This window comes from Clostridium sp. D33t1_170424_F3, assembly GCF_015667585.1.
Lineage (GTDB): Bacteria > Bacillota > Clostridia > Oscillospirales > Acutalibacteraceae > Anaeromassilibacillus.
Window position 1 is genome coordinate 34,348 of sequence record NZ_JADPEG010000003.1, and the last position, 12,679, is coordinate 47,026.

Genomic DNA, 12,679 nt, shown 5'->3' on the forward strand with positions numbered 1-12,679 from the left:
AAAATCCGGATGTTTTTTATTACATTAAGAAAATCATCAGATTTTCAACCTCTGAACGTAACAAAAAATCTCTTTATGCCGGATTAACCGGAACGCGCTCAGAAACCGAAATGACATAGCTGTTTTTTATACGAATTGTAGAGAGAGGAAGGCCGATTTTATGAAACTGACGGAAAAAAAGCTGGATCGCACAGAGATTTATCAGGGCCGCATCATCGACATGTTTGTAGATGACGTGGAGCTGGAAAACGGCGCAAAGGCGAAACGAGAGGTTGTTTCCCATCCGGGCGGCGTAAGCGTTGCGGCGCTGACTGATCAGAATGAGCTGCTGTTTGTCCGCCAGTACCGGTATCCCTATGGACAGGTCGTGCTGGAAACGCCCGCGGGAAAGCTGGAACGCGGAGAAGACCCGCTTGAGGCGGGCAAGCGCGAGCAGAAAGAGGAAACCGGAACGACGGCAGAACAATACCTCAACCTGGGAAAGCTCTACCCCACGCCCGGTTATTGTGACGAGATTATTCACCTGTACGCCTGCCGTGTGACCGGCTTCGGGGAAACGCACTTTGATGAAGACGAATTTCTGGAAGTCGAGCGCATTCCACTCGACAAGGCCGTCGAAATGGTCATGAACAACGAAATCATGGACGCCAAAACACAGGTTCTGATTTTAAAGACTGCGCGCCTTGTAGCGGAAGGAAAACTTTAACGATTTGTATAATCGGCAATATTTATAACAGAAATCCCCTCTTTTCGCGTGAAATCGACGGCATATCGGGTATGCCGCTGTCTTTGAAGCGGATCACAGATGCAACTGCCAGTGGTTCAAAATAAGCGTCCGTTGGAATAGTCCTGTATGGACTGGAACAAATAGACTCATATATGTTGTCAGGCCGAATGAAAAAGGGCTGTACGATTCCTTCTCAGCGTTACAAACCATTGTAAACAGTAAACTGATTGTATAAAATGAATATGTTATTACAAAATAGAGGGGTTGCAGCGAGGCTTAATGTGTTTGTGTAATTATAATCAGCGTATCCCGGATTTTATTTCTTACTTCCGGTATGCGTAAATACATGGTAGTTTGAAAGGGTGTGGACGCAGTGAAAAAAGTGAAAATTACCGTATTGAAGACGACGCTGGATCAGGAACTGGCGAATGAATACGGCGCGGAGGGTTTGACCGCCTGCCCCATGCTGATGGAAGGCCAGGAATTTTACGCCGATTACGCCAAGCCGGATGGTTTCTGCGACGAGGCGTGGAAAGCAATCTATCAGTATGTGTTTGCCCTTTCGCACGGCGCGGATCAGGAACTGTTCTATTACGGCGACTGGATCCGGAAACCGGGCGTCGCGATTTGCAGCTGCAACGATGGCCTTCGCCCTGTCATTTTCAAATTGGAATCAACGGACGAAGACTCCCAAATGGAATACATACCGGTTCGATAAAACATGTGCAAAAATAAACAGACAGTAAACGGCGGCTTTTCGGGCTGTCGTTTTTTATTTTGGCGGAAACACGTTTTCCCACCGTTGCCTGTCAGGATAAAGTTCCGGAACGTATTCCGGTTGTCCCGCCACTGTGTTTTATCTTAGCTACCCTGTGAATATCAAAAGGCATCTTATGAAAGCCTGCCGGGGAAACCGCCTTTTGTGAAGGGTGCAAATTCAGTTTTAGATGACTTTTACTGAAAGCCGCCATGTGTGTTTGATATACTGTGTTTTTACAAGAGGCGTCGTGCATCCCAAATTTGCATTTACCCGCCGCGTGTTCTATAATAGTCTCCTGGAAAACAACGACAGATTCCGACAAAGGGACCTGCCTATTTTGAAATGCGGGTGAAGTGATGTTCTCAAGAAGAGATTTATCCCGGCTGCTGGTTCCATTGATCGTCGAGCAGATTCTGGCGGTTCTGGTCGGGATGGCGGACGTGGTGATGGTCGCGGCGGTGGGAGAAGCGGCGGTCTCCGGCGTTTCGCTGGTGGATTCCATCAGCCTGCTGATTATTCAGCTGCTCGCGGCGCTGGCGACAGGCGGCGCGGTGGTCTGCTCTCAATGTCTGGGTCGGAAAGAATCCAAACAGGCGTGCGTCGCCGCCAATCAACTTCTATTGTCCACGTTTTTGCTCTCCGTTGTCATTATGGCAATCGCGCTGATTGGAAGCAAACCGCTGCTCCGCCTGATCTTTGGCAATATCGCGCCGGACGTCATGCAAAACGCGGAAATTTACTTTTTTCTGTCTGCGCTGTCGTATCCCTTTCTTGCGATCTATAATTCCTGTGCGGCGCTGTACCGCTCCATGGGCAACTCCAAGGTATCCATGAAAACCTCCCTCTGCATGAACGGCATCAATATCGCGGGCAACGCCATCTGTGTGTTCGGCCTGCATATGGGAGTTGAAGGCGTGGGAATCCCAACGGTGATTTCCCGGGCAACCGCCGCGGTCATCATGCTGGTTATCGTCCGGAATGAAAGCAATGTGATTCATATCGACCGGAAACTGCAGCTGGGCTTTCATCCCTCCATGATTCGGAACATTCTGCGAATCGGTGTTCCCGCCGGGATGGAAAACAGCATGTTCCAGCTGGGGAAAATCCTGGTGCAAAGCCTTGTGGCTACACTCGGAACCGCGTCCATCGCGGGTTTTGCCGTTGCAGGCAACCTGGTCAATTTTGAGTACCTGCCGGGCACCGCGATTGGACTGGGAATGGTCACGGTGATCGGACAATGCGTCGGCGCAGGCGAATATGAACAGGCCAAAAGATATACAAAAAGCCTGATAAAGCTGAACTATCTCATCCTGGCGGTGCTGGCTGTTCTTCTCTCCCTGCTTGCCGGACCGCTCGTCAGTATTTACAATCTGTCTCCAGAGGCGGCTTCCATTGCGGAGCAGCTCATCCTTGTGCACAGCGTGGCCATGCTGGTCTGGCCAATTTCCTTCGCGCTTCCCAATACGCTCCGCGCGGCGACAGACGTCAAATTTACGATGCTGACCTCGATCTTTTCAATGTGGGCGTTCCGCATCGGCATGAGTTACGTGCTGGTTTTGGTATGCGGTTGGGGCGTGATGGGCGTTTGGATCGCCATGTTTATCGATTGGACATTCCGCGCCGCTCTGTTTGCATGGCGCTTCCGCAGCGGCAAATGGATTGCGCATTCCATCCCGGAGGCGAGTTAATATCTTTCACACGGGCAATCCGTATTTCGCCTTGTCCCGCCATAGGGGCTGTGCTATAATGAATCCAGAGGGAGGGGAATGACATGCTGGATCAAAATGATTTGCTTGCGATTGCGCAGTTGATGGATCAAAAGCTGGAACAGCGGTTTGCAGAGCAAGACCGGAAAATTGAACAGCGATTCGCGGAGCAGGACCGGAAAATGGAAGAGCGGTTCGCGGAGCAGGATCGGAAAATTGAGGAGCGGTTCACAGAGCAAGACCGAAAGATTGAACAGAGACTAACAAGTCAGGATCAAAAAATTGGAAGTTTAAAAACGGAAATGATTGAGCAGATGAATATCATCATCGAGTCCCGTGTGGAAAAGCAGATTCAACTGCTGGCGGAAGGCCATCGGGATATTTTGGAAAAGCTCCCCGAAGTCGATAAAGTCAGGGATTTGGAAGAGCGTGTCAGCACGCTGGAGACTATCACCAAAATGCAACGGCAGGAACTGAACGCCATGAAAGGCGCGTAAATACATAGATTGCACAACCGCGCATGTGGGGCTTCCCGCGTGCGCTTTTTTGTTTTCTAGAAACTTTTGTACAGGCAAATAGGGTACTATGAAAGCACTTGAATTCGTTGGCCCCATGAGGCCGGAAAGGCGGTACTTATGCCGGAAATCGCACCCCTGCGCGCGCTGCGCTATACCGCGAAGGCGGGAGAAATGGAGACGCTGCTCTGCCCGCCGTACGACGTCCTCGTTCCCGGCGACCGGGAACGCTTTGCCGCCCGGAACCCGTACAACTGTATGCATCTGGAGGTTCCCAAGGGGGACGATCCTTACCGGGCCGCCGCCGAGCGATTGCAGAAGTGGACGGAAGAAACCGTGTTGAAGCGCGACCTGCTGCCCGCTATGTTTCTTTATGAACAGGAGTTCCGGCTGCGCGGGGAAATCCTGCGCAACAAGATTCTGTTCTGCCGGGTCAAGCTCTCCGAGCCGCAGGAGGGGATGATTCTGCCGCATGAAGAAACGCTTGACGAAGCCAAACAGGACCGCCTGCGCCTGATGCAGTCCACGTTTTGCAATATCAGCCCGGTTTACGGCCTGTATGAGGACCCCAGGCGCGAGACAAAAGAACGCATTGACCGTCTGTCCGACTGCAAGCCGCGCTATACCTGCACGCTGGACGGCGTAACGCACCGCCTGTGGGTGGTCAACGATCTGGTGGTGCTGCGAGCGTTCTGCGACGACTTCCGGGATCGCAAGCTGTATATCGCCGACGGGCATCACCGGTACGCGACGGCGCTGGAATTCCGCCGCTGGTGTAAAGAACAGGGAAAGGACTACCCCGGCGCGGAGTATCTGATGATGGGACTGGCGGACATCAATGGACCGGGGTTGGCGGTGCTGCCGATTCACCGGCTGCTGCACGGTCTTCCCCATCTGGACGAAGCCGCACTTTTGGAGCGCTGCCGGACGCATTTTCACGTCTATGAGATGGACACGCCGGAAAATATAGAAACCAATCTGGACGCGCTGCACCGGCAGGCAAAGAAGGCGTTTGCATATTATTCCGGCGGGGACAAGTGGCAGCTGTTGATTTTGAAGGACGAAAATCTGATGGACCGCCTCTGTCCGGAACAGAGCGAAGCAACGCGGAACCTGAATGTGTCGCTGCTGCACAAGGTCATTCTGGAGGATATGCTCGGGATCGACGCGGCCAATTTGGCCAGGCAGGAAAACCTGACCTATACCCGCGATTTTCAGGAGGCGCTCTCCTCCGTGCGCGACGGGAAGAGCCAGTGTGCGTTCTTTCTGAATCCCGCGCGCATACAGGAAATCCGCCGGATCGCGGACGCGGGCGAAAAGATGCCGCAGAAATCCACCTGGTTCTATCCCAAGCTGATTACGGGATTCCTGATGAATCCGTTGGCGGAGTGAAAATTCCCCTTGACTTCAAGTGTGCTTGAAGGTGTAAAATGATTTTAACGATGAAAACGAACCTGTTTCATTTACAATCAGGAGGAATGAATATGTCTTATACAGCCAGTAAAGAACGATACGGGCAAATCCCGTACAACCGCTGCGGCGCGAGCGGATTAAAGCTGCCGATGCTGTCCCTGGGCCTGTGGCACAATTTCGGCACGAACGACAACTATGCGAACATGAAAGCCATGTGCTTTACCGCATTTGATAACGGGATCACGCATTTTGACCTTGCGAACAACTACGGCCCGGAGCCGGGCAGCGCGGAGGTCAACTTTGGAAAAATCGTGCGGGAGGAGCTGCACGGGTACCGCGACGAGCTGGTAATCAGCACCAAGGCCGGGTACACGATGTGGGACGGACCCTATGGCGACTGGGGCAGCCGGAAATACCTGCTCGCCAGCCTGGACCAGAGCTTGAAACGGCTGGGCCTGGACTACGTGGACATCTTCTACCATCACCGCATGGACCCCAATACGCCGCTGGAGGAGAGCATGATGGCGCTGGATACCGCCGTTAAGAGCGGCAAGGCGCTGTATGCGGGGATCTCCAATTACAACCGGGAGACCACACGGAAGGCGATGGAAATTTTAAAGGAGCTGAAATGCCCGTTTATCATCAACCAGAGCCGCTATTCGATCTTTGACCGGCACATTGAAACGGACGGCTTGAAATCGTTTGCGGCGCAGAACGGCTGCGGGATCATTGCGTTCAGCCCGCTGGCGCAGGGCCTTCTGACGGACAAATATCTGAAAGGCATTCCGGAGGACAGCCGCATCAGGCGCGACGGGCGTTTCCTGCACGCCGACCAGCTGACGCCGGAAAAATTGGGCCAGATTGCCGCGCTGAACGAGATCGCAGAGAACCGCGGCCAGACGCTGGCACAGATGGCGCTGAGCTGGGTTCTGCGCGACGGCGAAGTGACCAGCGTGTTGATCGGCGCGTCCAAACCGGCGCAGATTTTGGAGAATATTGGGATTGTAAAAAAGACCGCGTTTACAGCGGAGGAACTGCGGGCGATTGATGCAATCAGCCCAGCGGGGTGATGTTCTTTTTTAAAAGAACTTAAAATTTTAATATTTTGGGGCTGTTGCAAAACAGCCCCTTTTTTGTTTGCCTTGCGGGTAAAGGCTAAAACGTATTTATCCACCTTTCCAAAAGGTGGCGGGATCAAAGGGCGGCGCCCTTTGTCGTTCTCCGCAGAGAACGAAACTCTCTTTCTGAGAAGAGCGAGTGGGAACGAGTGATAGAGTTGTTTATGAGGCAGGGCACTGCCTCTGGGGCTTCTCTTTGGTTTCCCGGCTTTCGCCGGGGGGGTTCGTCGCTTTGAAAAGCGACAGCAAAGACTTTTTACTTTAAAAAAGTAAAACAAATTTTACATTGCGTAAGCAATGTTTCTATAAACTTTTATTTACTCAAATAAAACCTTGTTTTACAGAATGTTGCATCAACAACATTATATCGAAATCCTGAATATCCTTATAGGGCTTCACATAAATTAAGCAAATTGATTGCAAATGCAATCTTTACCGCTTGTTCGCTTTAGCAAAAGCAAGAGAAAACCGCAGGTTGCCCTCATGCCGGGCGGCACTTACTTTTCGTCTTGCCACAAAAGTAAGCAAAAGCACGCGAAGGGGGGCGTGAGAGCTGGGCTCCGGGAGGGTACGACTCGCGCCCCCCTTCACCCCCGGTATCCTCATATGCCTGAGTTGCTCAGGGAGGGCGGTGTGGTTTTCATTGACGGCGGAACTTTGGCTGAATTTTCCTCTTTAAATTTTTAGCAAATTATTGGTGCAGATGCCACACGGGAGATTGTTCTTTTCGTCGCGTACATCCGTGGTATTTTATTTTACCCAACGTCCGCCCGCGCCGTGCCTGCAGGCTCAGCCTGTCAGCCTGCTTTCAAGGGATTTTCACGCAATCATCACATTCACTTGCTACACTATAAAAATTAGATATCTTTGCAGTATTTACATTCCAGAAAATGGAGGGACGCATATGATCGAGGTGAAAAACCTCACCAAGCGGTACGGTACAAATCTGGCGCTGAACCATATCAGCTTTACGCTGGAGGAAGGCACCATATTGGGTTTTCTCGGTCCGAACGGCGCGGGAAAGTCCACCACCATGAACATCATCACCGGCTACCTTTCCCCCACGGAAGGCAGCGTCACCGTGGGCGGTTTCGATACGCTGGAAAACCCGATGGAGGCCAAAAAGCGCATCGGCTACCTGCCGGAGATTCCCCCGCTCTACAACGACATGACCGTGCGGGAATACCTCAGCTTCATGTATGAGCTGAAAAAAGTCAAGCTGCCAAAAAAGGAACACATTGCGGAAATCTGCGCGCTGGTTCAGATCGACGACATGTTGAACCGGCTGATCGCCAACCTGTCCAAAGGATATAAACAGCGCGTCGGCATCGCGCAGGCCATGCTGGGAAACCCGCCGGTTCTGATTCTCGACGAACCGACCGTTGGACTCGACCCCAAACAGATCATTGAAATCCGCAACCTGATTAAAAGCCTGGGCCAGAAGCACACCGTTATTTTGAGTTCCCATATCCTGCCGGAAGTGCAGGCTGTGTGCGACCGCATCATCGTCGTCAACCAGGGCGCGATCGTCGCGGACGGCACGCCGGACAGCCTGGCGCACGATCTTTCCCGGGAAAACCGTTTGCTGGTCCGCATGGAAGGCGCGGAATCCGCCATCCACACGGCGCTGCAGGCGATCCCCGGCGTGGAACACGTCACGAGTCTGGGCGAAAAAGAACCCGGCGTCTATGAGTTTTCGGTGGAGGGCGCGGAGCACACCGACCTGCGCCGTCCGGTCTTTGACGCCGCCGCGCAGCATCATTGGCCCATCCTGGGCATGAAGAGCAGCGACCTGACGCTGGAGGAGGTCTTCCTGCGATTGATCGGCGGGGAAACATCCGAAGAAGCGGAACCGGAGGAAAAGGAGGAGGAAGCGGTATGACGGCGATTTTCAAAAAGGAACTGCGTTCCTATTTCACCTCCCCTGTGGGCTATGTCTGTGCGGCGGTGCTGTTTGCCCTGTACGGCTTCTACTATTATTCCGTGATGCTCGTCGGCTCCACCTATTACATCGCGGCGGGCGTGTACAGTTCCATGTTCATTTGGAGCATGATGATCCTCCCCATCCTGACCATGCGCAGCTTCAGTGAAGAGCAGAAAAACAAAACCGACCAGGCGCTTTTGACCGCCCCCGTTGGGACTGGTTCGATTGTGCTGGGCAAGTTTCTGGCGTCCGCCGCCATATATGGGATCATCATGCTGGGAAGTCTGGTCCCGGTGGTGGTCATCTCGTTCTTTTCCGCCCCAAACTGGGCGCTGATCGCCGGCACGGTGTTTGGCTCGTTCCTGTACGGCGCGGCGATGCTCGCCATCGGCATCTTTATCTCGTCCCTGACGCAGAGCCAGATTGTCGCGGCCATCGGCACGTTCGGCGTGTCGATCCTGCTGGTGATCGTGGATCAGTTCTCCGGCATGGCGGGCAACGAAACGGCTGCAAAAATTCTGGACTGGCTGTCCTTCAACAGCCGCTATACCCCGTTCACCAATGGCATCTTCAACTTTGCAAGCATCGTGTTTTTCCTCAGCGTTGCGGCGGTCTTCCTGTTTTTGACGGCCCGCAAGCTGGAGAGCCGGCGCTGGAACTAAGGAGGCAGGCAGATGGATCACGAGAATAAAAACGGCGTCCAGCCAGAAGAAGAAACCCCGGCTGCAACGGGCGGGCCTGTAACGGAGAATGAGGCGGCAGATTCCGCACAGGAGCAGCAGGAAAACCCGACGGAAGAAACCGCCGCGGAGGAACAGGTGCCCCCCGCCGAACCGGCAATCGAAGAGAAACCCAAAAAGCCGAAGAAGGATTCCCGCAGGGGCAAATTCCGGGGGATTTCCTTCGCGTTCACCGCGGGCCTGATCGCATTGATCGTCCTGCTGAACGTGGTGGTCAGCATTTTGGGCGATCGCTACCCCTCCATGAATCTGGATCTGACGACGGGCAGGGTGAACACCCTTTCCGAGAGCGCCGCGCAGGTTGCCGACAACGTGCAGACCCCGACCACCATCACAATCATGGCGGGCGAGGACGTCGCCCGGTCCGATACAAACTACCAGCAGGTCAGCATTCTGGCCGATAAGATGGCGGAGCGCAATTCCAACATTACCGTCGCCTATCTGGAGCTCGATAAAAACCCGGCGTTTGCGGCGCAGTACCAGGATGAAAACATCACGACGGGAAGCGTGCTGGTGGAGACGGAAAAGCGCCACCGCGTCCTCAACTACGGGGACCTGTTCAGCACGCAGTATTCCATGGACGGCAGTATGGCGACGTATTCCAAGGTCGACAATGCGCTGGCCTCCGCGGTCAGCTCCGTCAACGCGGACACCCTGCCGCTCGCGGTCTTTGACAGCAGCCACAGCGAGGCGGTGGACCTCTCCGTCTACCGCACCCTGTTGGAAGGGAACAATTTTGAAACGCAGGATTTCCAGCTCCTGACCGGGGAAATTCCGGAGAACGCGCAGCTTCTGGTTCTGGGTACGCCCACCACGGACTGCACCCCGGACGAGATCGAAACGCTGGAATCTTTTCTGAACGACGAAAACCGCGGTTCTGACCGCGCCCTGCTGGTGACCTTCCACCCCAACCAGGCCGCGCTGCCGAACCTGACGGCCTTTTTAAAGGAATGGGGACTCGACGTGCAGCAGGCGACGGAGGTCGTCGAGAGCGACGCGAACCGCTATATCCCCGCCGACCCGGGCAATATTCTGGTCAATATCGGTTCAGACGTGACATTGAACAGCAACACGCAGAATTACAATCTGGTGGTCATGCCGCAGAGCAGCCCCATCCACCTCCTGTTTGACGAGCGCAACGGGATCACAACGCATTCCCTTGCCGCCAGCAACAGCACCTCCTACCTGTTCGACGGCACGCAGGAGAGCTTCGACAATCCGCAGATGGGTTCCTACAACGTCGCGGCCATGGCGCAGAAGCAGGTGGGCCAGAATACCGCCAATGTGGTGGCAGTCGGCAGCACCTTCATGTTTGACGACGGCATCCTGAACGTCAACACCTATGGAAACGGTTCCTTCGTTACGGACCTGTCCCGGTACGTGACCGGCGTGACGGGAAGCGAGACGGTTTCCATGGAGAACGCGCAGGTGCGCACGGCGGAACTGGACATCTCCATGAGCCTGTTCAACGTCACCCTGCTGGGGCTCGGTGTCTTTACCATCCTGCTGCCACTCTGTGTGGCGGTGATCGGGCTGGTGATCTATATCCGGAGGAGGCGATTGTAAATGAAACCGGCGACCCGTAATTTTGCCGTCCTCGGCGCGTGCATCATCGTGCTGGGCGGCGTATTGGCCGGCCTGCTGATGACCGGCGGCAGCGAAGAGGACGTCATTTCCTCCGGCGTGCTGGAGCAGCCCTCCGAGGATATCGCGCTGCTCAACAGGGAGGAGACGGATATTTCCTCCATTGAGGTCAGCAATACCAACGGTTTGTTCACCATCGTTCCGGCGGAAAAACAGCCGGAGACCAGCGCGGCGGGCGTTTCCTCGCAGGAATCTTCCTCCGGGGCGGAAAGCGTCACGTTTACCATCGCGGAACTGGAGGGTCTGCCGCAGGACGCCTATGCCGTCAACACGGCGGCGGAGGGCGGCTGGAAGCTCTTTGCGACAAAGAAGATCGGCACGGTCAGCAATCCCGGTGAATTCGGCCTCTCCACGCCGCGCGCCACAGTGACGGTCCGCTTTCAGGACGGCAGCGTCTACGGCTATACGGTCGGCAATACCTCCGTCGAGGACAGTGCCGCCTATTACCTGCGCGGGACCGATTCCGAAGAGGTCTATGTGGTGAAACTTCCGGAAACCTATCTGGACGACAAGCGGTCGTTCCTATCCCGCCAGGTTCTGGACTTCACCGCGCTGGGCGACGGGACCGCCGCCCCCTTCCGCAGGCTGGTGCTGGGCGGCAAGGCCCTGACGCAGCCCATCACGCTGGAGCAGGGACAGGAAGGCCGGTATGTGATGACTGAACCTGGTCGGATGGAAACCGACGAAGCGGAGGTTTCCGCCCTGACCGATCTGCTCTCCACGCTGACCGCGAGCGAGGTGTCGGCCCTCCATCCCGATACGGCGCAGCTCCGGGAATACGGGCTGGAAAACCCGGTCAACACCGTGGAGCTGTACTGTTCCGACGGCAACACCTACCTGCTCAAGGCCGGCGCGGGCCGGGAGGGCGACCGCTTCCTGATGCTGGACGGCGTGGACATTGTCTACCGCGTGGCGGAGGACGTGATAGCCCCGTGGGTCAGTATCCTCAAACCGTTTGACGTGCAGGACAAGGCGCTGCTGACCGGCGGCGTGGAAAACGTGAAAAGCCTCAGCGTCACGCTGGAAGGAGACATGGCCTTCCGCTGGGATGTGGCGCGCACGAAGGATGAGGAAAAGTCCACGGAGGACACCCCCTATTACCAATACGCGGTGACGGACGCGTCCGGCGCGCCGGTCGATTACGACCGCTTCCAGACGTTGTACCGCCAGTTTGCCGCGGAAACGGTTTTGGAAAGCGCGGACAGCCAGCCGGATACGGAACCGGTCCTGTCCGTTAAAGTGGAGGCGCAGGACGGCTCCGCCGCGCAGGAGCTGACGTTCTATCCCTCCGGCGCGCGTACCTGTGTCGCCGTGCTGAACGGCTCCGTGCGGGGCAGCGTCCCGCGCACGGACGTGGATGCCCTTGCCGCCGCCGTGCAGGGGATGGCGTAAAAACCAGCGCGGTAAAAGTCGGTACAACTTGAAAAAAGTGCTTTTATTTGTTTCTTTTTGAAAAAAACCGCCCTCGGTCAGGCGGGATTCAGGCGCGATAAAAAGTGGAGGTATCATATAATGGCGCTGAACCTTGTGGGGTGGAATACCGTTCTGGATTCCGATCATGCGGATGAACTGTCTGCATTTTATGAAAAGCTGCTTGGCTGGACGCGGTTCAAAGGCGAAGAATATACAGTTTTAGTCGATTTGGAGCAAAAGGGGCTTCCAACCTGGATCACCATTCAACAGGCAGATGATTATGTTCCTCCCGTTTGGCCCGCCACGCGAGAGGAACAGCAGCAGATGGCGCATCTGGACTTCCATGTGGCAGATGTGGAAGAAGGTGTGAAGCATGCCCTGTCATGCGGCGCAACCCTGTCCGAAGTGCAATTCGACGATCGTTGGCGTGTGATGCTTGACCCCGCGGGGCATCCGTTCTGTATCCTGCCCCCCATTCTGCCCTGGATGTAAGCATGTACGGCGCACCAGTTATTTACCATTATGGCAAACATCGTTTTACTGCGGTTCAAAGGCGGAAAAAGATGCGTCGTCGTTGGCGCAGGATATACAAAAACAGGCTGATTCTCCCGCGAGAATCAGCCTTTACTTTTTGCTTCTATACAGGCGTTTGCCATTTGATAAAAAACATTTTGCAGCCGGTCAGGCGCTGCGGAGGAAGCGGCCTGCCCGAACCTATC

General features: G+C 54.9%; 11 protein-coding genes. All 11 read left to right on the forward strand.

Going from position 1 to position 12,679, the window contains the following annotated elements; genetic code table 11:
* Nucleotides 1-160: 160 nt before the first annotated feature.
* The 11 genes from I4V53_RS02745 to I4V53_RS02795 all read left to right on the forward strand — a co-directional run bounded on the left by I4V53_RS02745 (nt 161) and on the right by I4V53_RS02795 (nt 12,452).
* Nucleotides 161-706, forward strand: coding sequence for an NUDIX hydrolase (locus I4V53_RS02745; RefSeq protein WP_195983865.1), 546 nt, complete (start codon nt 161-163; stop codon nt 704-706).
* A gap of 394 nt (nt 707-1,100) precedes the next feature.
* A complete protein-coding gene (locus tag I4V53_RS02750) occupies nt 1,101-1,445 on the forward strand; it encodes a TIGR04076 family protein (RefSeq protein ID WP_195983866.1) in 345 nt (114 codons plus the stop codon).
* Nucleotides 1,446-1,843: 398 nt separating this feature from the next.
* Nucleotides 1,844-3,175 (forward strand): MATE family efflux transporter, encoded by a 1,332-nt coding sequence (locus I4V53_RS02755; RefSeq protein ID WP_195983867.1) that lies wholly within the window; start codon nt 1,844-1,846, stop codon nt 3,173-3,175.
* Between the two features lie 83 nt (nt 3,176-3,258).
* A complete protein-coding gene (locus I4V53_RS02760) occupies nt 3,259-3,690 on the forward strand; it encodes a hypothetical protein (protein WP_195983868.1) in 432 nt (143 codons plus the stop codon).
* Nucleotides 3,691-3,828: 138 nt separating this feature from the next.
* Nucleotides 3,829-5,100, forward strand: coding sequence for a DUF1015 domain-containing protein (locus tag I4V53_RS02765; protein WP_195983869.1), 1,272 nt, complete (start codon nt 3,829-3,831; stop codon nt 5,098-5,100).
* Between the two features lie 92 nt (nt 5,101-5,192).
* On the forward strand, nt 5,193-6,191 hold the full coding sequence (locus I4V53_RS02770) for an aldo/keto reductase (RefSeq protein WP_195983870.1): 999 nt from the start codon (nt 5,193-5,195) through the stop codon (nt 6,189-6,191).
* A gap of 952 nt (nt 6,192-7,143) precedes the next feature.
* The gene (locus I4V53_RS02775) at nt 7,144-8,121 is read left to right on the forward strand and encodes an ABC transporter ATP-binding protein (protein WP_195983871.1); all 978 of its coding nucleotides are present in this window, start codon (nt 7,144-7,146) and stop codon (nt 8,119-8,121) included.
* On the forward strand, nt 8,118-8,825 hold the full coding sequence (locus I4V53_RS02780) for an ABC transporter permease (RefSeq protein WP_195983872.1): 708 nt from the start codon (nt 8,118-8,120) through the stop codon (nt 8,823-8,825). The genes I4V53_RS02775 and I4V53_RS02780 overlap by 4 nt, the downstream gene beginning before the upstream one ends.
* A 12-nt stretch (nt 8,826-8,837) precedes the next feature.
* Entirely contained in the window at nt 8,838-10,469 is a 1,632-nt protein-coding gene (locus I4V53_RS02785; RefSeq protein WP_195983873.1) for a motility-associated ABC transporter substrate-binding family protein, read from the forward strand.
* Nucleotides 10,470-11,939, forward strand: a complete 1,470-nt coding sequence (locus tag I4V53_RS02790) for a DUF4340 domain-containing protein (protein ID WP_195983874.1) — start codon at nt 10,470-10,472, stop codon at nt 11,937-11,939. It begins immediately after the preceding gene.
* Nucleotides 11,940-12,059: 120 nt separating this feature from the next.
* Nucleotides 12,060-12,452, forward strand: coding sequence for a VOC family protein (locus tag I4V53_RS02795; protein WP_195983875.1), 393 nt, complete (start codon nt 12,060-12,062; stop codon nt 12,450-12,452).
* Nucleotides 12,453-12,679 lie beyond the last annotated feature (227 nt).